Below are 24,814 nucleotides of genomic sequence, written 5' to 3'. Positions count from 1 at the left end.
TTTCTGGGTTCACCTGGGTAATATAAAATTGGAGGAATTGCTATACCCAAGTCATTGCGAATGGAACGGAGTGGAAGGAATCAATCTTAGGGGTTTTCCTGAGATTGCTTCCTATCGTCGCAATGACAACTTTTCAATCGGCAAGAAGTCATTTGGTATCTTTGCACGCAGTGAGGATTTTTGATAAAGGAGACAAGAGTTCCGTTTGTCATGCTCCGCAAACAGTCCTCAGGAGTCAGGAGTCAGAGAAAGAGAATAAGGAAAAAAGTAGAAAAATCGCCCCATATTCACTCTCTTCCGATCTCCCCACCTAATTTTAGAGTTCTCAAATGGGTTCTATATAAGTCCTGATTAAATTTGAGAAACACCGAGCTATTAGACCCAAAACAATATTTAATTAAAATGAGAAATAATTGAAAAAGTATGGAGGAAGTTTGTCCGTGAAAGTAGTAGAAATTAAAAAAAAATTCCCTGTAGTTAATGTAGAAAACTTGACAATAGTAAGAGGAAAATATCAAGCAGTAGAATCTGTCTCATTTAAAATTTTTCCTGGCAGTAACACAGCAATAATCGGACCTAATGGAGCCGGAAAAAGTACCTTAATTCAAGCAATATTAGGTTTAATTCCTTATGAGTCTGGTTATATAGAAATTCTTGGTAGACAGATAAAATATTTAGGAAAGTATTGGCATAAAGTTGGTTATATTCCCCAGAAGTTACTTTTTGACCGCAGTTTTCCATTAACTGTAGCTGAATTAGTTAGTTTGGGTTTACCTCAAAGTGGTTTGATGAAGTCACGAGAAAAACTTATGTCCGTGGAAAAAGCTTTACTACAAGTTAACTTACAAAATCACCGAAAACAAAGAATAGGAAGTTTAAGTGGAGGGGAGTTAAAACGGGTTTTATTAGCATATTGTTTAGTGCAACCTCGACAGTTATTAATATTAGATGAAGTATTGGCTGGGGTAGACCCAACTGGAGAAGTAGAATTTGCCGAATTATTAGGAAATTTACAGACAGAAAATGGCTTTTCTATTCTTCAGGTTTCCCATGATTTAGATATAGTTAGTCGTTATTGTGACCAAGTTATTTGCATTAATCGTCGTATATTATGTCATGGTCAACCTAGTATTACTTTGAATGAGAATAATTTGATTAAAATTTATGGAGAAGGTTTTACTAGATATTTTCATTCTTGCAAAAAGAATGTGTAACCATTAAGGAGTTAGCAAAGAGCGGTGAGCTATTTATTTTAGTCTGAGATAAAAGCTTTATTAGACCTCTCCGAAAAAGAGGGAACAGGGAATAGGGAACAGGGAATAGGGGGGAGTAATTGATGATTTATGGATAATAATTGATTCTGTTTTTTATTTTTGGAGATGTCTATTGAGGTACATCAACGATCCCCCTAAATCCCCCTTTTTAAGGCAGGGCTAATTTATTGTCACGAGAGAAAAAAGAAAAGGAGGGTGGGGAGGATGAGGAGGGTGGGGAGTACAAGACTCGAAAAATATAGGGTTGTAAATATTCTCGCTCCGACAAAGAATGAGCAATGCCTTTTTAAGGGGAACTGGAAGTCCCCCCCTTATCAAGGGGGTTAGGGGGGGATCTGCAGCAGTGTATCTCACAAAAGATGGGAAATGCTATATACAATCTTTCTTTTTATTAACATGAATTTTTCAGAATTAATAGATTTATTTAGTCTGCCTTTTATGCAACGGGCAATTATGGGCGGTATCCTGTTAGGAATTTTAGGAGGTATTCTCGGTGGATTTGTAATTTTACGCCAGTTATCTTTGTTTGGAAATGCTTTAGGTCATACTGCTTTTTTAGCTGTAGTTATAGGTGCTTTATTGCAGTTGCCTATAATGATAGCTTTAATTGGATTTTTGGTATTATTTGGATTAGGGATAAATTATTTAATTGAAAAAACTAATTTAGGTGGAGATACGATTTTAAGTATTGTAATTGCAGGTTCAGTTGCATTAGGAACAATTGGATTTAATTTAGTACCTGGATATCGTGGTAATTTATTGTCTATATTGTTTGGTGATATTCTGGCAATTAGTAATTTAGATTTAGTTTTTATCCTAATTTTATTGGTTGTCTCTTTAAGTTGGTTAGGATTAACTTTACCAAAACAAATATTGTTAACTTTTAATTCCGAATTAGCACAAATTCAAGGGATTCCTGTACAGAGATATCAATATATATTTATGATTATTTTGTCATTAGCGATCGCTCTTACTATTAGAGCAGTTGGTATTTTATTAGTGAATGCTTTTTTAGTAATTCCAGCAGCTACAGCTAAGTTAATTTGTAATGAGTTTTTGTCATTTTTAGGAGTTTCTGCAATTATTGGTGCTATGAGTGGAGTGATAGGAATGATATTATCTGGAACTTTTAATTTGCCTTCAGGTCCTAGTATTGTTTTGGTGCAATTATTGGGGTTTTTAATAGTAGTATTTTCTGGTCAAGGAAGGTATTAAATTAATTAATAATTAATAATTAATAATTAATAATTAATAATTAGGGTTTGCTGATTCATCGGGAAACGTAAAAGTCTTTTAGTAGCGGGGAGGAGCCAGAATCCAGAATCCAGGAAGAATAGCAGTTATAAAGGAATTAGCTAGAAAAATTATCTCTTAATTTTTCTAGGGAACAGGGAACAGGGAACAGTTGTTCAAGTGTTTCCGTGGTCTTTGATTCATCATTTTTCTCAAGAACAAAACTTTTTCTGTTAACTTTTTCACCTCTTTGACCTAAAAGCTGATACTTTTTCCAGACATAAAATTGCTAAAAAGTTTGTCTGTCAATAATGCTTTCATGTTTCCATACGCCAGCCCTAATTAGGGGTTGCTGATTAAATATAAAAGTATTCATATATCTGTAACACAGCCTTCTAGGCTGTAACAACCTGGAAGGTTGTGCTACAGAAGTTAATCACAAAAAGCTAATAGCTGAATGCTGACTGCTAAATGCTTAAGAAATTTTTAGTTTAACTGGAATTTTAATTAAAAATCTTGTTCCCTCTCCTAATTTTGAATCACATAATAGTTTTCCACCATGTATTTCTGTAATAATTTTATGACTAATTGATAAACCTAATCCTGCTCCTTTTCCGGTTTTTTTAGTAGTAAAAAAAGGGTCAAATATTTTCGTAAATACTTGCTCACTTATCCCCAAACCATTATCGGAAATCTGAATAGCAACCCAATCACTATCTAATATTTCAGTTTTAACTTTAATCTCAGATAAATTAACTTCAGGTTCTACAATATTTCCTACTTCATAACGTTCATGTAAAGCATCAATTGCATTGGTAAGAATGTTCATAAAAACTTGATTAAGTTGCCCAGAATGACATTCTACTTGAGGCAATTTTCCGTAACTTTTAATAACCTTTATCTCTGGAAAATTAGGTGTAGCTTTTAAACGATGCTGAAGAATCATTAATGTACTATCTAAACCTTGATGAATATCTACTTTCTTAATTTTTGCCTCATCTAGACGGGAAAAACTGCGCATTGATTCCACAATTTGACGGATTCGTGTTGTTCCGACACTCATTGATTGCAGTAATTTAATCATATCTGGAATTAAAAAATCTAAATCAATCTCCTCAATTTCTGCTTGAATTTCTGGAACTGGATTGGGATAATATTGTTGATATAATTTAATTAATCTAAATAAATCTTTCGCATATTCTTGAGCTGGAATCAAATTCCCATGAATAAAAGTTACTGGATTATTAATTTCGTGAGCTACTCCCGCTGCAATTTGCCCTAAACTAGAAAGTTTCTCTTGGTGGATTAATTGCATTTGAGCTTTTTTTAGTTCAGATAAGCGTTGATTTAATTTAATTTCTGCTTGACGACGATGCTCAACTTCTGTCTTTAACTCATCAATTTTTTCATTGAGTCCCAAAAAATTTTGGTTAGCTATATTCCTTTTTTCTAAACGTAAAAAAATTTGAGCAGGTAATCCACCCAAAGCTGGTTGAATAACTGCTCCTTGAGAACGACAAATAATACTCTCTCCATCAGATGTACAAATTGTTAAAGAACCAAAAACCATTTTTCGACTCTTTGAACAAGCTTGTAAATATTTCATCAAAGCTTCCTCAGATTCAGTTACAAACTTACATAGTAGTTCTCCTTTAAGTTCACTAATTTTCCAGCCAAATAACAAAGAAACTGGCTTATTTAAAGCTAAAATTTCTCCTGCTTGCGTAAGAAGTAAAGATGGTTCAGGTAAAACTCTAGCTAGTTCAATAAATTGTTCAGGAATCATGTTGTAATTTATGACTTAAAGTATTCTCTTCCATCTGCTTCTTCAGCATCTTCCGTTAGTTTCAAATAAACCACAACCCGACATCCCGAAGCACCTTGGGCAATTGTTTCTTGCAGTTCAACCTTAGAATATCCTAAATTACTAGCTGTAATAGAACCAAATACATTAGAAGTCATCATACACATAGAAGGACGACCTATTACTTTTTCACCAAAGGGACAAACTCGATTCCCTAAAACAATCTTTTCATCATCCTCTTCAATGATATAAAAATCACCTTGTATTCTTTTTTTCAGGTCTACTAATACTTGAGCAACTTGTTCCCTAGATAGATTAGATACTTGTAGTGCAGACTTATAAGAGTTGTTGATTTGGTCTCCCATAACTTGACCTACAACACTAATAAAACCTGAAGCTTCTTCTAATCCGACAATTTCTTGTAATGTTCCGGATAGTTCCCGAATTAAAGTTCGCATAAACACATCTCTTTCCAAAGAAATATCAAGCTGAGAAATAGAGTTTTGAACTTCTTGAGATAAACTCATAACTAAAAAAAACTTTCTTAATTTTTACATATTATTGTATCATTAATACTATACTATGTACAAGCTTGTTTTCAGGAATTGTCTCATTTAACAGGTTTTTGTATATTGTGTATTTATTCTTTTTGTGTCTATAAATTATATAGCAATTTCTGTTGCCCGTGAAGTACATAGCTAAGAAGTAAAATACCTGTGATTACTGCAATAATTTTACTATTTAACTTGTACATCATTAGTCATAAATATTCTGTATATAGACACAAAATTATAGTCTATTTCTATTTGAAGTTGAGAAAAGTTATGCGAGTATTTGTTTTACTGTTTAATGCTAGAACTGAAAATGAGGGAATACATACGATTCAAATCGGCGATCGCAATAAGGTATTAATGTTTCAATCAGAAGATGATGCGACTCGCTTTGGTGTATTGTTAGAAGCTCAAGATTTTCCTACTCCCACAGTTGAAGAAATCGACCAGGAAGAAGTTATGGAATTTTGTAGGAATGTAGATTATGATTGGCAAGTTGTACCAGCAGGTAAGTTGGAGATTCCTCCAGAGCATAATGTAGAAGAAACTGATTGGCAAGAAGATGCAGACCAAGCTTCTGAAAATAAGGAAACGGAGCTAGATAAAATTAAGCGTCAATTGGAAGGTCTTTTGTAACTCAAAAGGCATCCGCTCAGTTATCAGTGGGTTTTCTGGGTGATAACTACATTTTTCCAGTCCCTTAACTAAACAGTAACCAACTCTCTAAGCTATAGGCTAAAAATACTGAAGCTTATTTATTTTATGGATGCTTTTTACTTTTACATAGAGATAATATCTTTTTTTTACTTTTTAGGTAACATAGCAGTTGAACCAAAGGGCGCGGACATTTATAAATCCTGTTTCCGGAGCATTTCCCTATACGAAAAACTCTTTGACTGTTCCCTGTTCCCTGTTCCCTGTTCCCTAGCCCATAGCGTCATATTATTTACATAATTTGTCAAGATAAAGTTATGAAAAATTTACAAGAAAGAGGTCATTTGTTAACTGAACAGGTTAATCCTAATAGCCATAATCTCGATCAATTAACCTCTTTAGAATTAGTAGACTTGTTTAATCAAGAAGATAACCGGACTTTAGAAGCGATCGCCTCATCCCGTTTACAATTAGCTCAAGCAGTGGATATAATTGCCGAAGCTTTAAACCAAGGTGGTAGATTGTTCTATGTGGGAGCTGGTACAAGTGGTCGTTTGGGAGTATTGGACGCGGCTGAATGTCCACCCACATTTTGTACGCCTCCAGAATTAGTACAAGGAATTATAGCAGGAGGTGCTGCTGCTTTAGTCCGCAGTTCCGAAGATCTAGAGGATAGTTGGGAAGATGGTGGTCAAGCGATCGCTTCCCGTCACATCACAAATCTAGATGTGGTAGTTGGCATTACTGCTGGTGGTACAACTCCTTATGTTCATGGTGCTTTGGATGCAGGAAAGCAACGGGGAGCAAAAACTATTTTTATTACTTGTGTCCCTGTAGAACAGTTTGAAGTCAAGGTAGATGTAGATATTCGGTTATTGGTTGGCCCAGAATTATTGGCAGGTTCAACCCGTTTAAAGGCCGGAACCGTGACCAAAATGGCATTGAATGTCTTATCAACCGGAGTAATGGTAAGGTTAGGCAAAGTCTATGGCAATCGTATGATTGACGTAGCCGTAAAAAATAGTAAGTTAAGGGATAGAGCTTTACGAATTATTGGGGATTTAACAGAGTTAAGTCGGGATGAAGCAGGAGAATTATTAAATAAAAGTGGTGATTCAGTTAAACTAGCACTTTTTATGCACTGGAGCAACTTAGAAAAAGAAGAAGGAGATCATATCTTATCTGAATGCCAAGGTAATCTCAGAGCAGCTTTGAAAAAAGTAGGTTCTTTGACTGAGTAACATCAAATCTGGTAGTATCGGTAGAATTTAAGACCGTAGGGGTTTGGTCTCCAATTTTTCGGGAACCGTACCCTCTACAAACTAAGAGTTTTAGCTCTTTTCTGATGGTAGAACCTTATTTTCCAAAACCAGCGAATTTGATATAACGGGGGCAGGTTTATCTAAATCTTAGATTCGCCATGAAAATTTCTGCTCAAACCAGCCCCTACCCTCATGCACCATTCTAGGTGTGTCAGTCTACTACTGAACTCCCTACTCCCTACTCCCTACTCCCTAAATTATCGAGAATAAGCTTTAACATATTCTAATATGCCACGAGCGATCGCCTGCGCCATCCGACTACGTTGAGCAGGATCTGCAAGTATCCTCCAATCATAATTACCAGTAACAAAACCGACCTCTACCAAAGCAGCAGTCATCTCAGTCTTTCTTAATACATAAAAACGGGCTTGCTTCACACCACGATTATTCATAGTCGGAAAAGCTTGCAACATACTATTCTGAATATACTGTGCTAAAACAAGTCCACTTTCATAATAAAAAGTCTCTAAACCATTTACATCAGGACGACTCATACTAATAGCATTAGCATGAATACTCACAAATAAATCTGCTCCTACCCGATTAGCAAATTCTGCTCGTGGTGGCAAATCCAAATCCCGGTCTGTCTCCCGAGTCAGAAGCACCTGTATATTATTCTGCTCCAGAATTTTAGCTACCTCTAATGAAATAGGCAACACAATATCCTTTTCCCGTATACCATTAAAACCAACCCCACCCAAATCAGTCGGTCCCCCATGTCCGGGGTCTATCACTATCAATAATCGTCCATTACGTCGAGGTAGTTGATTAGGCAAGGCAAAACGAGAATTAGAACTACTATTATTAGTATTAGGCTGTTGAGTATTGCGACGAGGGGGAGGGAAAGGCCATCTTCTCGTTGTAGTAGTGTTTCCACGAGAATTTTGAGGCGGTGAATTTTCTCTCCTGGGAAATGGTGAAGGTCTCGTATTAGAAGATTCTGGTCTAGGATTTGGCTTCCAACCCGGAGGTGCATTCCCGATACTACCCCAACCCATTGCCAGAGATAACTTTTCTGGAGTAATCTGAGTTACTTCTGCAATTTTAACGTTAGTAGCAGGTTTAACCAGAATTGAAACTGTTTCTGGACCTTCCTGACGTATTTTTGTCCAGACTAAAGGACTGCCAACTTCTTGGGGTGGTAATCTAAATCGCCTATCTACCTTAGCATTGTATATAGTAATTCCATAAGCATCTGTTTCAGAATCCCAACCAGTGGTATAATTTAGGGGTTTATCTCCAGTAATAACTAATTCATTACCATTTTTTAATTCCAGAGAGTTAATTAGAGCAAAACCAGTACCTTGATTAATTGTCGGTGGTGCTTCTCCTTCAGGCCATAATGCTATTCCTCCCATATAAGCACGAGCTTGCCATTTAGTCTTTTTATCTGGGAACTTTATTGTTAAACGAACTACTGCTGGTGAAGTTGAATGTTGAGTTAGTCGAGTAATTGTTAATCCAAACTCATCAAACTTTTGATTTTGCTGGAAATTTTTGATAGTTAAAGTAGCATTAAGAACATCAATGGTCATCCAGTTGCGGTCTTTGCTCTGCTTCAGCTCAATTTCTGGTAATTTACCACTTGTTTTGAGAACTATTCCCTCTTTTGTTACTTCGATATCTTGTACAAGAGTAGATGTCCCATTAGTAGCAGTTGAATTGGAGGAAAGAGTATTATTAGGTTTTGGTCTATTTTGATTGATTGACCTTTCTATTCTGCGAGGAGGAGAGGGTGAACGTGGAGGCAGTAGAATTGAAGATTGGGAATTTTGAGATGGTGGACGACGTAAAGGTTGGGAATTTTGAGATGGTGAGGGAGAAGACTGAGGTGCAATATCAATATTTGTAGTGGAAGTAATTAGTTTAGGTGTTGGTATTTGTACATTCCATCTGCTAGAAGAAATCCCCTGAAATTCTACTTCTTTTGGGTCAATAGTATAACCATTATTTAGTTCTACTACTATTCGAGCTGTTTCCGGATTAAATTGTCCTACTCTAATTGCTTTAATTGCCCCACCGACAACTTGGGAAGTCTGGACACCACCTAAAGTTGTTCCTGGCAAGTCTATAATTAATCGAGTTGGGTTATTAACTAATTGGGCTTTTGGCTGAACACCACCTTGTGTGGTAAAGGACAATTGGTTCCGATCCTGTTCAAAGCGCCAAGATTCTAGAGTTGTTGCTTCAGAAGGAACTCCTAAGACAAAAACGCTGAGTATACTGGGTAGTAACCAACGCAACATAAGATTTTTTCCCATTTGGGTACCTTTGAGAAAGAACAAACGATTTTCTGAATATATATTTTTCATATCAACCCTAACACTTTAATTGAATCCTCTAAATTAAGACAGATATATCTATGTACCCTGTGTGGTTATTGGTGAATAGAATATTACTAACCTATAACCATTATATTTATACATCCTAATGGCCACTTTTATAATGATGAGTATAACTAGAGGCACATATTATCACATATTTTTCTAAATGGTGGTTAGTTATTCCAGATATATTTAAATAATTTTTTGTCCGTCCCTAAATAATTAGAGTATTTCCCGTTGCTATTAGGTACACAGCTAACAGGCAAGATGCCTATGCTACAATAATTTCACTTTTTAAACTTGTACATCATTAGTCTGAAATAGCTGTATATAAAATTAACCAGGACTGACCTAAAACAAGCATATCTAGCAGGGGTTAACGACTGTTAACTTTTACAAGTAGTGTGTTATTTCAGTTATCAGTTATCAGTAGAGAGGGAACCTCCGACTAAACTCGGAGGTTGAAAATGCTGAAGTTAAATATTTTTTTCATCTCCTTAAAAGGGGAAGCACATACCCTAATTTTTTGGTGATTTAATATTTTGGGCAAGTTCTGTTAATTATACTTTCATACTTAATGGTATACAGGAAACAAGAAATATCTAGTGCTGGAGGAAGATGCTCCCACTGTAGTGGCTCTTAATAAAGATTTCATCAAATACTTTAAACTTAATTTGTTGATATGACACCTCGGACTATTACAATAAAAAAAGAAGATTTTCGTTTACTTTATTCTCAGCAATTAAACCTTAAAAATAATGAAGTCATAAATAAACTTGGTTCAATAGCAGATGTTTTTAGGAAATTCTTAGAAAATGAAGCAATAATTAGTCCGATAAGTGACAAAAAGCTGATTAATTATTTTGAGAAATGTATCAATCCAAATGAAGAAGTAGAAAGCATAAAAAATACTCTTTTGGAAATAGCACCAGGCAATGGTAAGGTTGGCTTCAGACAAGTAAACTTTTTGACTAATTATGTTAGAAATAAGACCTTAAGTCATATTCATAAAAACAATAATAATCTCAAGTTGTTACTACACGATCATGCTTTTGGAAGTGGAGGAGATTTAATCAAAACAATTCATGCAACAACTATGGCTTCAATTATAGTTTCACCTTTAATCAGAATTTGTAAAACTGGTACAGGTAATGTTACTTCTTTGCATGGAAGCTATCAAGCAATTAAAGCATTTGGGTATAATGAAAAAGGGATAGATATCAAGGCTATAAATGAAAGTTTAGAAAAGTATAATTTTGCATATATTACTTTAAGCGAGCTTGGTTTTCCTTACTCCAATAATCTTAAGCAAGCCAGAATAGAATTATGGGAAGAAAACTTAAAAACTTTAGAATATAATTATCAGAATCAGCAAAATAATTGGCATTCAACTGTGAGAAATTTAGATTTGCCTATTTCAATAGATATATTTAAAATTATAGCTCCAAATGCACAGTTATTAAATCCAGTTAACCATACAACTGGTATATCTCATATAGGGATGCTGCCTTATGTGATTGGCATATATTTAGAACTAGGAAGTACAGGCATAATTGTTCACTCATACGAAGGAATAGATGAGATATCAAATGCTTATCGAGATGTTCAAGAAGAAAGACCAAATAACCTATTGATTAAAATTGATTTAGATAGCATCAAAATACTGGAATTTTCTCCTGAAGATATCTCGCTTAAAAGAGTACCAATAAACCAAATAGAGGAACAGAAAGAAATTGAAACTGAAAGGGATTTATTTTATAGAATTTTAACCAATGAAAATACTTATGAAATCCAAGGTAAAAGAGATTTTATTCTTGCCAATGCAGCATCTATACTTGTAGCAAATAATGCTTTTTTACTAAAAGAAAAAGACTTGATAGAACAGATTCAAGAATGTATATCTAAGGTAAATTATCTGATTAATTCAGGTAAATCCTATGATAATTTTAGAAGGATGATTAATATTTCAAAAATTGAACTTGATAGCTGAAGTTCATCTATCTCAACTTAATTAATTCAAAGAAAATATCTTCTGTTGTCGGATATTTATTATCAAAAAGTTCTTGAACCCTAAGAGGTAAATCTTCTTTCCTTTTTGCTTCTGGTGTTAATTTGTATTGTTGATCATCTACCTCAATAATAGTGTCCTGGAAAATATTGTTGTTGATACTATCAGTTGTTAAATCTGAACTCTGAATATAGAAAACATTTTCTTGAAAAATATATTTTACATCATAGAGTTTATTGTTAATATTAATACAGTAAAAAACTATATTGTTAAGGTCTTTCGTATTCTTTGTATCTTCCCATATTTCATAAAACATCTCCTCAATAATAAACGTTCCAATAGTTGAGTTTCTAGGAAGCTTTAACTGCTCTCCCTGAGAAGTGTTAAGATTAGCTCTAAAAAAAGTTAAAAAGAGATCGTCGTCATTCATGTAAATAGCTAGAGATGGATTTCTACTGTACAGTTTGACTTGAAAATTTTTACCCATATTCCCCAAGTTTTGGAGTATTTTTTGAATTGTACTTATGCTTCGATAAATGTTTATTTCAACATCTTCATTATTGGATAAATCTTCTTGACGTCTTTTCACTAAATAAGTATCTTCTGGATTTAGTAATAAAATTTCAAATATAGTATTATTGTTCCTGACTGATGCTTCTATAGCATCACTAAAAGTCGTTAAAAATTGATTAGAACTAAGTAAATCAGTCCAGGTTTCCATAATTCTCACCGTATTCTTAGACTTGATTACTTTTTTAATAAAATCATCTTTGTTTAGAGCATCAATTTTAACCCCACGTTGTTCACCTAATTTATTTATTCCTTCAACAATTACTTGAAAAACCAAAAAGGCGATTACAGCACCTAAGAGGTTAAATCCAATATTATTCAAAATTAATATCCAGTCATTTAGATTTTTAGGTGGTTTAGGAAGGAATATTAAAGCAACTGAAAAGAGAAATAATATCAGGACTATTATGAATTTAGCATTTCTTTCAAAGTAATGGACTAACTTATTCATTCTTCTGATTATTTATGAATAGAATGGTAGACAAATATAGAATAGCAATTCTAAATTATTTGTGAGAATTTTGATAATGGTTAATTTGACTGAAACCGGGTTTATTGCCGTGATATTTTGGTTAAAACCAAAAAAAATAGTTCATAAACTCGGTTTCTCCATAATACCATTTTGAAAAAAGAATGCTACAAAAGGTAGATGTCGATCATAAATTTTTAAAAGATAGCTGCTCTCATTAATTTTAGATAGTTATCTCTATTATTTATTCCTTGTTATTAAAGGTTTTTTCCTTCTTCTTTCTTCTTCCTTTGAAATAGGATTGCTAAAGTAGTTATAATTGTTAGAAATTATCAAATAGACATCTCCATAAAAGAGGAAACAGGGGGAGTAATTAATTATTTCCAGATAATAATTGATGATCTTTTTAATTTTTGGAGATGTCTAATAACAGGACTTCGCTAGGGGAAACTAGAAACCCGGTTTCTCCTATAAACCGGGTTTATTTGCGTAAGTTCTAATAACTAACTATTCACAACTTGTAATCTTGATGTTAAAAATCTATCCATCCAATATTCTAAATAACTTTGATTTGCTGCTTGTTCCTCTGGGTTTTCTGTATCTAAAGGATGAGGTGCTAAACCCAAAACTGCTGCGGTTGTGACACAGAACATTGACTTTTGAAAAGTCTCACAAATTTTCACTCGTAAATTATCTGTACCTCGGTTAGTTTTGTAATAAACTTCTAGAAGATAATCTGGTAAAAAATGTCGCATATCTTGCATTAATAATGTAGGTGGAATACCAGCACCACCAATAGGTAAAGGATCGGCATATAAAGCACCATAAGTAAATTGACTTTGATCGGGGTTGATTTGTTGAGCTTGAGCATTATAAGAAACTGTTCCTAAAAATGGAGTTCCTCGGAAAAAAATTGCTTCAACATAAGGAACTGCTGTATCCATTAAAAATGTTAAACCTACTGATTTAGGAATTATTTCATAATGTTTACCTTTAATATTTACAGCAAAAGTAATTGGTAAATTTGCTGCTGCAACTAACCCTGATAAAATATGCTCTACTACTTGAGGAATAGATGTCATTCTACCTTGGTCATATTTATCAGATAAGGTCATAAAAATATCACTCATTACCCGCCAAAATTGACCTAAACCACTATAGTAAGCTTGTTGACGTACCAAATCTGGTAAAAAATCTGGAAATAATTTATTAAGTGGCATTAAGACTAAATTCCCTATAGCTTTGGCATCTATTGCTGCTTTTGCTAATTGTTTAAATTGGTCTGAATCTAAATATTTATCTAGACCTCCACCTCCATGCCATAACATTCCTTTCATGCAATATTCTGCATATTCAAAATTAATTCTGTCATGCCACATAAACTTGAAATATTTATCTACTGAAATTTCCCCATTAAAGTATTTAAAGAAGGGAAACATTTCTAAAAATTGATATTCGGCAATGTAATTAAGATTTTTAGAATAAGCATCTAAAACAATGCCATAACTTTTCAAAATTCCCACAACTTCTAAGACATTTTCTGGGCTATCTTTTAATAGAGCTTGACCAGATTTTAAGCGATTAATATATTCTGAAAGTGGATGTTTTTGAGATTTTAAAATTGTGTTTGTCATACTGTTTTTCCCTAAATTAGTTGGTTATTATCTGTTTATAAAATAAGACTCATATTTAGTAAAATTAAAATATAGCTGAGTCGAGATTATTAGGAACTTCTACATCATAAATTTGTAGCGCCTTATTATAACATAATCATATATCAATTAATGAACGCCTCTTCTAAAATTTGTCCAACTATGATGCAAACATTTCTATTAGTTGGGAACTAAGACGAAGCCCATTTCTAACTAATTCCTGTACTGATTCTTTTGCTTCTATCTTAGAAATCATACCTGCATGAAAAGCTACCAGCAAAACTCCCAAAGTTCCCTTCACTGGCAAACCTAAATTTAGAGCAACACGCCTTCCCAAACGCTCATCAATTAATACCCAATCAGCTTCGAGTTCACGGCCTCACAAAATGACCTGAAATTTTCCAGCATCTAATCCTAGAAGCAGAGGTTCGATAGTTGAATTAGCTTCGGGAGCTTGGATAATCATCTGTGTCTGACTAGCAATATTCCCCCTACCTGGTCTATTAGCACCCTGAATGGCCACTTCTTGAAAAACAATAGGAGGGACAAAAACTTCCTGAAATAACTGGGGCAAAAGTTCCAAACGTTGTAAGATAGCCAAAGCAATTAGATAGCATTAACAACAACTTTCATAGACCAGACAATTTCTCACCTAAATCCCGACTCGTCTTTGCTTCTTCCTCAAACTCAGCAGAAGCTCTAGTTAATAACACCAAAACCTGGTTCGCTAATTAGACGATAAAACTCGAGCGCGATCGCATCCCAAAATCTCCGAACCAACTCCTGATGAAATTTTTCCTTCCTCATAAAGTTTACCCAAAGTTAAAACCATTACTCGTCGCTGAAAAACTTCTTTTTCTTCACGACAAGCAATCAACAATTATTCTGGAAATTTCACATTAACACTCATTTTTTTATGGCGCTACGCGCTAGGGAATAGGGAACAGGAAATAGGTAAAAGTTACGGTTCCCGATAAATCAGTTGTTTTATTGACTTTTTGATTTATTATCGCAACCTATTTAGTATTGCTATAGTTTATAAACTATGAATAAAAATAGGAACTAATTCCTAATATTTGTGGTGTCGAATTTCTGAAAGCTTTATAAGAAGAATCTCTACTTTTTCTTCAAGATTCAGTTCCTTTTTTAGGCAATTAATTTATCCTATTATGAAGTATTGAATGGCAAATCTTAACTGTCAGAAAATCAAATTCAAGAACTAGCTAATTTTTTCCATATTTCTGCATCTTTTGTAACACAGCCTTCTAGGCTGTCTTATGTTTGCTTCACTGATATGAAATCTGCTGTATAATATCGCGGTATTTATTAGGATTTAAGCAACAAGAAAATATACATAATCTGTAGGGGCGAATGGTATTCGCCCTCTACTAATTTGCCTAAGTCCTGATTTAATCAGAAAACCCTAATTATCAATTATTGAGGCGATCGCTGACCTCTCAACAACCTGCGAGACAATACTCATGCTATTAGCTTCAGTTTCAGTCCAACGCACCACCCAATTAGGTTGTAGTCCTAAAATCACAATCAAAACTGCTAAAATAATTGCTGGTATTCTATCAGACCATTGCACAGAAGGTAAATTAATAACTACTGGAGATAACCTGCCAAAAAATACTCGGTTAGCTAAAAGCAAGAAATACGCCGATGTTAATCCTGTTCCAATCATACAAAGAAGCGTCGGAACTGTAAAAACATTGAAACTGCCTCTAAATACTAAAAATTCGGAAATAAATCCAGCCATTCCCGGAATACCAGCACTTGCCATTACTCCCAAAATCATCAAACTACCAATCATTGGTAAACCTTGTTCTGGATTTAATAAACCACGCAAGACATCTATATCTCTAGTACCAGCTTTTTTGTAGACTACTCCCACTAATAAAAATAGTAAAGCAGAAATGAGACCGTGGCTTACCATTTGGAATACTGTACCTAAAATACTGAGGGGAGTTCCTGCAGCACTAGCTAATAAAATGTAACCCATGTGACCAACTGAACTATAGGCGACCATTTTTTTCATGTCTTTTTGGGCAATAGCAATTAATGAAGCATACAGCACACTAACTACCGCCCATATTGCTAACCAAGGAGAAATATAACCCCAAGCTTCCGGAAGCATATTTAATCCAAATCTCAGCAAACCATAAGTTCCCAATTTTAACAGAACTCCTGCTAAAAGTACAGAAATTGGTGTAGAAGCTTCAACGTGAGCATCCGGCAACCATGTGTGGAAAGGAACTAAAGGAATTTTAATGCCAAACCCGATGACTATTGCCCCTAATAATAATAGTTGAGTTCCTAAAGGTAGGGTATTAGCAACTGCTTGGTCGTAGGCAAAATTGGACGAACCGCTGAACCAGACTACTCCCAAAAATCCAGCTAAGACTAAAACTCCCGAAATGGCTGTATAGATCAGAAATTTTGTCGATGCGTAACCTCGTCTTGGTCCTCCCCAGATGGCTATTAATAGGTATAAGGGAATTAATTCTAGTTCGTAGAAGATGAAAAATAGTAGTAGGTCTTGAGCCAGAAAGGCTCCAAATACGCTCAGTGATAATAATAGAATGAGGGAGTAATAAAAACGAGGTCTGTTAATTGATTTATCTGTAGCGTAAATGGCAATAGCCGTTAGTAGAGCATTTAATACTACTAATGGTAAGGATAAACCGTCTATTCCGAGGGAGTAGCTTAAACCCAGAGAGTCTATCCAGGGAAGTATAAAAACGAATTGTTGATGGGAATCTTGGGGATTAAATTGGACAAGTAGGACGACAGACCATATTAAAGTAATTATGGCCACTATTAGGGCTAATTGACGGGCTAATTTTGGTGAAAGGGTGCTTGGCCAAAAACTAATAATGGTTGCACCTATAAGTGGAATTAATATGAGACCATTGAGCATTTTATAGATATTTTCCTTTAAGGGCTTTTAACGGCAATCTACCGAATAATTTAATAATTCATATATAACTATACCGGAAGTGGGAAGAAGTTTATTAATGGATAATTGATAATTACCTCTGGTTAAAATCTTAATGGAATTAAATATTTACAAGTTAGATTTTAGAGTCAGGAGTCAGAAGAAACGGCACTGATACAGGAGGTAGAAAGAAGGTTTTCTCTCATTGCCATCTCCAGAAAAGAGGGAGTAGGAAGTAGGGGAAAAGAATAGATGATTTCTGTCCGATAATTGATTTAATTTTTTATTTTTGGAGATGTCTATTGTGATCTTAATTTTACAGGACTTAGGCAAAGGTACTATTTGTCACTAGAGAAAAAAAGAAGGGGAAGACAAGGAAGAGGGGGAAGAGGGGGAAGAAAAATAACCCCCCATCACCCTATCACCCTACCTAATTTTATAGATATGGTTAGGGGCTTCTATAATCCTTCCAACCTAGCTACCTCAAATCGAGTCTTCAAAACAGAATCAGGATTTAAGCTAATCGAATCAATCCCCAACTCTACCAAAAATTCGGCAAACTCAGGATAATCACTCGGCGCTTGACCACAAATACCAATTTTACGCCCCCATTCGTGAGCAACAGTAATCGCCATCCGAATCATCTTACGCACAGCATCATTGCGTTCATCAAAAACATCTGCCACCAATGCAGAATCTCGGTCTAAACCCAATACCAACTGAGTCAAATCATTCGACCCAATGGAAAACCCATCAAATATTTGAGCAAACTGTTCCATCAACATCACATTACTGGGTAACTCACACATCACATAAACCTGCAAACTATTCTTACCCCTTGCCAAACCATGTTTACTCATCTCCTCCAATACCTTAATTCCTTCCTGGGGCGTGCGACAAAACGGAATCATCGGAATCACATTTGCCAATCCCATTTCATCCCGGACTCGCTTCAGCGCCAAACATTCTAAACCAAAAGCTGACCGATATTTGGGATGATAATAACGAGATGCACCCCGCCAACCAATCATGGGATTTTCTTCATCGGGTTCAAACTGTTTTCCTCCCAATAAGTTAGCGTATTCATTACTCTTAAAATCACTCATCCGGACAATCACAGGTTTCGGATAAAAAGCAGCAGCGATCGCTCCCATACCATAAGCTAGGCGATCAATAAAGAAATCTGCCTTACATTCATATCCTCTGGTTAACTCAGCAATTTTTATCTTTTCCACCTCATCTGCCACTTGGTCAAAATTTAGTAATGCTAACGGATGCACCCCGATATGATTAGCAATTACAAATTCTAACCGTGCTAAACCTACACCATCACAAGGAACTGCCGATAACCGCAACGCCTCTTCTGGGTTGCCCACATTCATCAAAATACCAGTGCGAGTTTTGGGAATATCATCCAACACAGTTTCCACAACCTCAAACGGGAGCAAACCTTGATAAACTGTTCCGACTTCTCCCTCCGCACAAGAAATAGTTACTTCAAAACTATTGCGCAATAGTTTAGTCGCATTTTCACAACCAACGATCGCTGGAATACCCATCTCCCGCGCAATAATAGCAGCATGACAAGTACGACCACCTTGGTTAGTAACTATCGCCCTCGCTTTTTTCATAATAGGTTCCCAGTCGGGGTCAGTTTTGTTTGTCACCAATACTTCCCCTGCTTGAAACTCGTGAATTTTATCGGTATCCAGAATCACCCGAACCTTACCTTGAGCGATCGCTTCCCCGACAGCACGACCTGTAACCAAAATTTCTCCCTGCTTCTGCAACTGATAAGTACGCAGCACATTCCCAGATTTTTGAGATTGCACAGTTTCTGGTCGCGCTTGCACAATGTATAAAGTGTCATTGATACCATCTTTTGCCCACTCAATATCCATTGGGGTATAACTCCCCCGCACTTGGGAATAGTGATCTTCGATAACTACGGTCCACTGAGCAAGTTGTAAAATTTCCTCATCAGTTAAGGCAAACTGTTGTTGCTTTCGTTCGGGTACGGGTACATTTTTGGTAGAGTTACCGCCATCGTAAACCATTTTGACTGCTTTGCTGCCGAGGCGTTTATTAAGAATAGTGCGGAAACCTTCCCGGAGTGTGGGTTTAAATACTAGATATTCATCGGGGTTGACTGCACCTTGCACAACGTTTTCTCCTAAACCATAAGCTGCTGTGATTAAGGCAGCATTTTTAAATCCAGTTTCGGTGTCGATGGAAAACATGACACCGGATGTTGCGAGATCGGAACGCACCATTTTTTGAATGCCAACCGAGAGAGCAACATCAAAATGGTCGAAGTTTCTGGTAGTACGGTAGGAGATAGCACGGTCTGTGAATATGGAAGCAAAACATTTATGAGCTGCTTTGAGAACACTTTTAATCCCGTGAATATTCAGGTAGGTTTCTTGTTGTCCGGCAAAACTGGCATCGGGTAGATCTTCGGCAGTTGCACTGGAACGGACTGCTACATCTGTGTCTTGATCATATAGGTAACAGAGAGCTTCATAACTGATAGCGATCGCTTGTTCCAGTTCTGCTGGAAAGGGTGTATTCATTATTAATGCTCGTGCTTTTTTGCCCCGTTGTTGCAAGTTTTTGATATCTTCTACATCAAGATCGGCAAATAGTTGACGCAGTTTGGTTTCTAGACCTGCTGTTTCGATGAAGTAACGGTAAGCATAAGCAGTGGTAGCAAAACCGTTGGGAATATTGATACCTTTGGGGGTAAGTTGTTGGAGCATTTCCCCTAGGGAGGCGTTTTTACCTCCTACTAATGGGATGTCATTAATACTAAGTTCATCAAACCATAATATTAAAGATTTTTCTTTAACAGAAGCGGTTCTTTGTTGAATTGCTAATATGTTTGTCATGGTTTTTATTTCTCCTAGAAGAAGTAAGAAGGAATCATTTTAGTTATCAGTTATCAGTTATCACTAGGGAGTGAACCTCCGACTTGAGTTGGAGACTTGAAATACTGATTTATCGGCAACCGTGTTAAATTTTTTTCATCCCGGAACAAGGGGAGGTTTTATACCTCATTTTTTGGTAAATCAAACAGCACTTTCCACTGTGATGAGGTACAACATTTAGCTTGCAATATACGGACAATATAAAACTTTTACTATCCAAAGTTGTACATCATTTGTCAGAAATATGTTGTATGTAAATCCTTTTTTTTATCAAGTTTTTTTGATACCCAGGAATCTCAAATACAGCTTATTCCAGGTATATGAAGTACAGGTATTCAGAATTAAATGTCACAAGTAGCAGGCCGGAAAGCCCCCGATGGTTTTACCTCACACCTGGTGGAATCTACTGTATATTTATTCCTAATATTTATGAGCTATTTTTTCGCTTTTTCTGCTTCATGGTTTTTGTCAAAATAATTTTATTAAAAGAGTTTTTTTCTTATATTTCTATAGTAATTATTTTCCGGAAAAGCGACAACTTTTCTTAGGTATACACCTTAGTTACTAAAAGTAAAAAAAAACGTCAGGAATAGGTTATAGGTAGTTATTACAAAAAATTAAGGAATTTCATAATTTCAAAAAAGGGGTTTTGTTGCGAAGTAATTATTTATAGGACTTACGCATCAACCCTATTGGTAGTAGACTGACACACCTTAAATGGTGCGTTACTTTTTGGTTATGGGTAGACAAGGAAGACAAGGAAGACAAGGTGGTAAGGGAGAAAAAATCCCTCTGCATAGTTTTAGGTGTGTCGATCCAGTAGGGTGCGTTTTGCGTTCCGCAAAGCTCCCCTTTATATGTCAGCGAAACGCTACGCGACATATTTGCGGAACATTCTCTATACGAAAAAGCGCACTGAGTAACGCACCAATAATCTATATATAAACTATTGCGCAATAGTTTTTTTAATCTATATATTAGTACCTTTGCTGAAGTCCTGATACTTTCAGGGTGATGGGGTAATGGGGTGATACAATAATGGGGAATGAGCAAAAAGTATTAAAGTATTTGCTGTATTTTACCATCTAAATACTTAGCAATTTTTATAAGTTATTCTCCTTTTATTCCCCATTTTTTGAGTTTAATTGTATGATGTATTTGTGGTTTGTTTCCAAGAACAATGAATAATCCTTCTATGCAAGCTCAAAAACTAAGTTTTTGGACAAAATTAGCCTATGGTGCTGGGGACTTAGGTCCAGCTATTTGTGCTAATGTTCAAGTATTTTTTTTGCTATATTTCTTCACTAATGTTGCTGGTTTACCTGCCGGTATTGCAGGTAGTATTTTGATGATTGGAAAAATTTCTGATGCGATTAATGACCCAATAATTGGAGTGATGAGCGATCGCACGGTTCATCCTTGGGGAAGACGTTACCCTTGGATGGTTTTTGGTGCTATTCCTTTTGGTATTTTGTTTTTTTTACAATGGATAGTTCCTAGCACAAATCAGTCTTTTTTATTTGGGTATTATGTCATAATTGGTGTTCTATTTAATATTGCTTATACTGTTGTTAATTTGCCTTACGCTGCTCTAACTCCTGAACTAACTCAAGAGTACAATGAACGTACCAGTTTAAATAGTTTTAGGTTTGCATTTTCTATTGGTGGTAGTATTCTTTCTTTAGTTATTGCTCAATTAATTTTTTCTCTTTTCAAAGGTAATCCTATTCAACAATATTTAGTATTAGGTATAGTCTGTGCCATAATTGCAGTTTTACCTATATATTGGTGTTTTTTTGGTACTCGGAAACGGACACTTTCTAATAATAAAAAACCAGAAGAAGATAATAATACTAATTTACCAATTGTTGAACAAATTCGTGTGGCTTTTAGTAATGGTCCGTTTCTATTTGTCATCGGAATTTATCTTTGTTCTTGGTTAGGAGTTCAATTAACAGCTTCGATTTTGCCTTACTTTGTTGTTAACTGGATGAAACTCCCAGAAGCGACTTTTCCCCAAGTAGCGATCACTGTTCAAGGTACTGCTTTAATTATGTTATTTGTCTGGAGTTTACTGAGTAAAAAAGTAGGTAAAAAAGCAGTTTATTTTATGGGGGTTTGTTTATGGATAATTGCTCAAATTGGATTATTTTTTATCCAGCCAGGACAAGTTGGTTTAATGTATTTTTTGGCAGTAATAGCAGGTTTTGGTATCTCAACTGCTTATTTAGTTCCTTGGTCAATGATACCAGATGTTATTGATTTAGATGAATTAAATACAGGGCAAAGAAGAGAAGGAATTTTTTATTCTTTTATGGTTTTTTTACAGAAAATAGGATTAGCTATTGGTTTATTTTTAGTGGGAATAGCTTTAGATATTGCTGGATTTATTGAAAATATTCCTGGGCAACCTACACCTACTCAACCAGAGTCAGCACTTTTCGCCATTCGGGTAGCGATCGGTCCTTTACCTACTATATTTTTAGTAGTTGGATTATTGTTAGCTTATTTATATCCAATTACGCGGGAAGTACACGATCAAATATTGTTGCAGTTGAGAGAAAGAAAGGTAAATAAATAATTAACAATTAACAATTAACAATTAATAATTAATTAGCAATTTTTCTTATTCCTATAATTTTTATCAAACTACAGCAGTAAGAAATCATTCGTAAAAAAACTGTAGGGGTTTGGTCTCAAAAGCCAAATTATCAGGGATTTGGAGACCAAACCCCTACCATAAAATTTGACAATCTATATTAGGTATTGCTATACTTATAAATCACTAACTTTACCATTGTAAATTGAATAGGCAAAAATAGCAGCTTGAGTGCGATCGCGCAAATTTAACCTCCTCAAAATATTAGTAATATGATTTTTGACAGTCTTCTCAGAAATGTAGAGATTTTGAGCTATTTCTCGGTTATTTGCACCAGAAGCAATTAACTGTAAAATTTCTATTTCTCTTGGTGTTAAATTTTGCCAATTTTGAGGAGGGTTATTAACAGGAATTGATATCTGAGAAATCACTTTTTTACCTATACCTGGTCCTAATTGTGTATAGCCTTTATATACAGATTGAATTGCTTGAGCTAATTCTTCTGAAGGTGTATCTTTTAATAAGTATCCTGCTGCTCCATGTCTCAATGCTTGAGTAACATATTCACCATCATCAAATGTGGTTAATATTAATACTTTTATTTCTGGAAAACGCTGACAAATTTCTTTAGTAGCTGCGACTCCATCCATAATAGGCATTCGGACATCCATTAAAACTACATCTGGTTGTAGATTTTCTATTTGACTTATTGCAGTTTCTCCATTGTCCGCTTCTCCTACTATTTCTAAATTATTTTCTAACTTTAATAAAGCTTTTAATCCACGGCGGATTAAATTTTCATCATCAACTAATAAGACTTTAATCATAGTTTATTTGTAAGCATTTAGCCATCAGCTATTTATCATTTACTCATTATTACACTAGAGGAGAATTATCAACACCTTAATTGTTACTTCCCAGATTCAAAAGCTAATAGCTGAATGCTTACTTTAGGAAATGAAATTGGCAATAACCTAACCTTAATTGTTACTTCCCACATTCAAAAGCTGATAGCTGAATGCTAATAGCTGAATGCTTGCTTTAATATTATGAGTTTACAACTTCTAATGGAAAAGTGGCGATTATTTTACATCCGGCGCCAGGATTAGTCAAAATTTCCAATTCACCCCCTAATGCTAAAGTACGTTCTCTCATTCCCTGTAAACCAAATCCAGTAGTATTTTGTTTTAAGTTGAATCCTTTGCCATTATCTTGAACAATTAGATGTAAATTTTTAGTAGCAAAAATATTAATTTCTACTGTGGTAGCTGAGGCATATTTATAAATATTAGTTAATGCTTCTTGTACTATACGATAAATAGCAATTTTTACTTCATAATTTAGAGAATAATTAATAGTTATATTGCTGGTCGGTAAAATTCCAGTAGACTTATAAAAATCTGCTGTTAAATTAGCGATCGCTGATTCTAAAGATTGATTTAGCCAGCAATTATCTCGTAAAGCTGCTACTGACTGACGCACTTCATTTAAAGCTTTTGAACCTAGTTGTTTAGCATCTGCCAAAAATTCTATTGATTCTTCTGGTTCTGATTTTCTTAGTTTCCAAGCTGCCTCTAAATTAACATTTAAAACTGTTAAATAATGCCCTAAAGAATCATGGATTTCTCTAGCAATTCGATTTCGTTCTTCTAAAGCAGCAATATTTTCTATTTTTCTAGCATATTGTCTTAGTTTTTCATTGGCAATTGCTAATTCTTCTCTACTTTTTCGTTCTGACATTACCGCTTTTACTAATAGCTGGAGAAAAATTATTAATAATCCAAACATAATTATTGAACTGAATAAAACTAGGATAAATTTCTCTCTAGCAAATAATGGCAGTCTAGTCAGTTTTTGTAATCTTTGAATTTGGATAACTGTAAATAAAGAAAAAACAAAAATATTAATAATTATATTTTGCTTCCCGACAAAAATAAAACAATCCCGAATTACCAAAATCACACATAAAATTGGGGATAATTGCAAACCCCCCAAGAATGACATAATGATTATTAAAATAATTTCGATAGTAGTGTAAATAATTTTATAGTAACGGGATTTATTCATTGGTAAAAATATTCCCATTATGCTAAATAATGTCAGGAGAAAAAGATTGAAAGGGAGTAGATTTGATGTTTCTAATATATGAAAAAAATGTCTTCGGCGACCATGACCATATAGAGGAAATTTAAAAATTTGACTGAGAGCAATAATTACCAATAAAATCCATTCTAAATACAGTAAAAAACGAATAGGATGTTTAGCTATTTTTGGGAAAGTAATCATAAGTTTGTAGAGAATTAATTTGGGCGCAATTTTAGTATAAACCATCACCATAAAATTGTAATTATTTCCTACATAATGCTGCGAAAACAGCTATTAGCAAGAATATATCAACCTTAAAGATTTAACTTTAACTTAATTAATAAGCTCTTTATTTAAAACTAAAATAAATAGCTGAAAGCTAATAGCTGAGGGCTGAATGC

The 24,814-nt window shown here is 34.8% G+C and carries 16 protein-coding genes and 1 pseudogene; 6 read left to right on the top strand and 11 right to left on the bottom strand.

The genetic code is table 11. From position 1 onward, the window contains the following. Window positions 1-413 precede the first annotated feature (413 nt). Together VKJ25_RS17225 and VKJ25_RS17220 are read left to right on the top strand one after the other, a co-directional pair. The gene (locus VKJ25_RS17225) at window positions 414-1,214 is read left to right on the top strand and encodes a metal ABC transporter ATP-binding protein (RefSeq protein ID WP_324237868.1); all 801 of its coding nucleotides are present in this window, start codon (window positions 414-416) and stop codon (window positions 1,212-1,214) included. Window positions 1,215-1,670: 456 nt separating this feature from the next. After that, window positions 1,671-2,489, top strand: a complete 819-nt coding sequence (locus VKJ25_RS17220) for a metal ABC transporter permease (protein WP_324237867.1) — start codon at window positions 1,671-1,673, stop codon at window positions 2,487-2,489. A 493-nt stretch (window positions 2,490-2,982) separates the two neighbouring features. On the opposite strand, the gene VKJ25_RS17215 is transcribed toward VKJ25_RS17220, so the two are convergent. After that, complete coding sequence (locus VKJ25_RS17215; protein ID WP_324237866.1) at window positions 2,983-4,293, bottom strand: ATP-binding protein; 1,311 nt, start codon at window positions 4,291-4,293, stop codon at window positions 2,983-2,985. A gap of 8 nt (window positions 4,294-4,301) precedes the next feature. Next, a complete protein-coding gene (locus VKJ25_RS17210; RefSeq protein WP_324237865.1) occupies window positions 4,302-4,838 on the bottom strand; it encodes a methanogen output domain 1-containing protein in 537 nt (178 codons plus the stop codon). 297 nt (window positions 4,839-5,135) lie between these two features. On the opposite strand from VKJ25_RS17210, the gene VKJ25_RS17205 reads away from it, so the two are divergent. Further along, window positions 5,136-5,498, top strand: a complete 363-nt coding sequence (locus VKJ25_RS17205; RefSeq protein ID WP_324237864.1) for a DUF3110 domain-containing protein — start codon at window positions 5,136-5,138, stop codon at window positions 5,496-5,498. Window positions 5,499-5,833: 335 nt separating this feature from the next. After that, window positions 5,834-6,757 (top strand): N-acetylmuramic acid 6-phosphate etherase, encoded by a 924-nt coding sequence (gene murQ, locus VKJ25_RS17200; RefSeq protein WP_324237863.1) that lies wholly within the window; start codon window positions 5,834-5,836, stop codon window positions 6,755-6,757. A 278-nt stretch (window positions 6,758-7,035) separates the two neighbouring features. Here the strand turns inward: murQ and VKJ25_RS17195 are convergent, their stop codons facing one another. Further along, window positions 7,036-9,150: an N-acetylmuramoyl-L-alanine amidase gene (locus VKJ25_RS17195; RefSeq protein WP_324237862.1), complete on the bottom strand. Its 2,115-nt coding sequence runs from the start codon at window positions 9,148-9,150 to the stop codon at window positions 7,036-7,038. A gap of 694 nt (window positions 9,151-9,844) precedes the next feature. Here VKJ25_RS17195 and VKJ25_RS17190 point away from each other — a divergent pair. After that, window positions 9,845-11,152: a hypothetical protein gene (locus tag VKJ25_RS17190; protein WP_324237861.1), complete on the top strand. Its 1,308-nt coding sequence runs from the start codon at window positions 9,845-9,847 to the stop codon at window positions 11,150-11,152. Between the two features lie 7 nt (window positions 11,153-11,159). Here VKJ25_RS17190 and VKJ25_RS17185 read toward each other — a convergent pair whose 3' ends face one another. From VKJ25_RS17185 to ppsA, 6 genes and pseudogenes are all read right to left on the bottom strand, one after another. Continuing rightward, a complete protein-coding gene (locus VKJ25_RS17185; RefSeq protein ID WP_324237860.1) occupies window positions 11,160-12,062 on the bottom strand; it encodes a hypothetical protein in 903 nt (300 codons plus the stop codon). Window positions 12,063-12,712: 650 nt separating this feature from the next. Further along, on the bottom strand, window positions 12,713-13,843 hold the full coding sequence (locus tag VKJ25_RS17180) for a CO2 hydration protein (protein ID WP_324237859.1): 1,131 nt from the start codon (window positions 13,841-13,843) through the stop codon (window positions 12,713-12,715). 178 nt (window positions 13,844-14,021) lie between these two features. Next, a pseudogene (locus VKJ25_RS24885) lies at window positions 14,022-14,435 on the bottom strand (PIN domain-containing protein). 153 nt (window positions 14,436-14,588) lie between these two features. Further along, on the bottom strand, window positions 14,589-14,738 hold the full coding sequence (locus tag VKJ25_RS17165; RefSeq protein ID WP_324237856.1) for a UPF0175 family protein: 150 nt from the start codon (window positions 14,736-14,738) through the stop codon (window positions 14,589-14,591). A gap of 546 nt (window positions 14,739-15,284) precedes the next feature. Continuing rightward, window positions 15,285-16,784: an NADH-quinone oxidoreductase subunit M gene (locus VKJ25_RS17160; protein WP_324237855.1), complete on the bottom strand. Its 1,500-nt coding sequence runs from the start codon at window positions 16,782-16,784 to the stop codon at window positions 15,285-15,287. A 476-nt stretch (window positions 16,785-17,260) separates the two neighbouring features. Continuing rightward, window positions 17,261-19,690: a phosphoenolpyruvate synthase gene (ppsA, locus tag VKJ25_RS17155; protein ID WP_324237854.1), complete on the bottom strand. Its 2,430-nt coding sequence runs from the start codon at window positions 19,688-19,690 to the stop codon at window positions 17,261-17,263. Between the two features lie 1,219 nt (window positions 19,691-20,909). On the opposite strand from ppsA, the gene VKJ25_RS17150 reads away from it, so the two are divergent. Further along, on the top strand, window positions 20,910-22,310 hold the full coding sequence (locus tag VKJ25_RS17150; RefSeq protein ID WP_324237853.1) for an MFS transporter: 1,401 nt from the start codon (window positions 20,910-20,912) through the stop codon (window positions 22,308-22,310). 194 nt (window positions 22,311-22,504) lie between these two features. Here VKJ25_RS17150 and VKJ25_RS17145 read toward each other — a convergent pair whose 3' ends face one another. Together VKJ25_RS17145 and VKJ25_RS17140 are read right to left on the bottom strand one after the other, a co-directional pair. Further along, window positions 22,505-23,155, bottom strand: coding sequence for a response regulator transcription factor (locus VKJ25_RS17145; protein ID WP_324237852.1), 651 nt, complete (start codon window positions 23,153-23,155; stop codon window positions 22,505-22,507). A gap of 220 nt (window positions 23,156-23,375) precedes the next feature. Beyond that, the gene (locus tag VKJ25_RS17140) at window positions 23,376-24,614 is read right to left on the bottom strand and encodes a sensor histidine kinase (protein ID WP_324237851.1); all 1,239 of its coding nucleotides are present in this window, start codon (window positions 24,612-24,614) and stop codon (window positions 23,376-23,378) included. Between the last annotated feature and the right edge of the window lie 200 nt (window positions 24,615-24,814).

This window comes from Okeania sp., from assembly GCF_035285525.1.
Lineage (GTDB): Bacteria > Cyanobacteriota > Cyanobacteriia > Cyanobacteriales > Microcoleaceae > Trichodesmium.
The sequence above is the reverse complement of the archived record's forward strand: the minus strand, read 5'-3'. Positions and strand labels throughout refer to the sequence as shown.

Bases quoted from the DNA above. Each gene is read 5' to 3' on its own strand.
- VKJ25_RS17210 (WP_324237865.1), bottom strand. From the start codon at position 4,838: ATGAGTTTATCTCAAGAAGTTCAAAACTCTATTTCTCAGCTTGATATT.
- VKJ25_RS17140 (WP_324237851.1), bottom strand. From the start codon at position 24,614: ATGATTACTTTCCCAAAAATAGCTAAACATCCTATTCGTTTTTTACTG.
- VKJ25_RS17160 (WP_324237855.1), bottom strand. From the start codon at position 16,784: ATGCTCAATGGTCTCATATTAATTCCACTTATAGGTGCAACCATTATT.
- murQ (WP_324237863.1), top strand. From the start codon at position 5,834: ATGAAAAATTTACAAGAAAGAGGTCATTTGTTAACTGAACAGGTTAAT.
- VKJ25_RS17205 (WP_324237864.1), top strand. From the start codon at position 5,136: ATGCGAGTATTTGTTTTACTGTTTAATGCTAGAACTGAAAATGAGGGA.
- ppsA (WP_324237854.1), bottom strand. From the start codon at position 19,690: ATGACAAACATATTAGCAATTCAACAAAGAACCGCTTCTGTTAAAGAA.
- VKJ25_RS17220 (WP_324237867.1), top strand. From the start codon at position 1,671: ATGAATTTTTCAGAATTAATAGATTTATTTAGTCTGCCTTTTATGCAA.
- VKJ25_RS17180 (WP_324237859.1), bottom strand. From the start codon at position 13,843: ATGACAAACACAATTTTAAAATCTCAAAAACATCCACTTTCAGAATAT.
- VKJ25_RS17195 (WP_324237862.1), bottom strand. From the start codon at position 9,150: ATGAAAAATATATATTCAGAAAATCGTTTGTTCTTTCTCAAAGGTACC.
- VKJ25_RS17145 (WP_324237852.1), bottom strand. From the start codon at position 23,155: ATGATTAAAGTCTTATTAGTTGATGATGAAAATTTAATCCGCCGTGGA.
- VKJ25_RS17150 (WP_324237853.1), top strand. From the start codon at position 20,910: ATGAATAATCCTTCTATGCAAGCTCAAAAACTAAGTTTTTGGACAAAA.
- VKJ25_RS17215 (WP_324237866.1), bottom strand. From the start codon at position 4,293: ATGATTCCTGAACAATTTATTGAACTAGCTAGAGTTTTACCTGAACCA.
- VKJ25_RS17190 (WP_324237861.1), top strand. From the start codon at position 9,845: ATGACACCTCGGACTATTACAATAAAAAAAGAAGATTTTCGTTTACTT.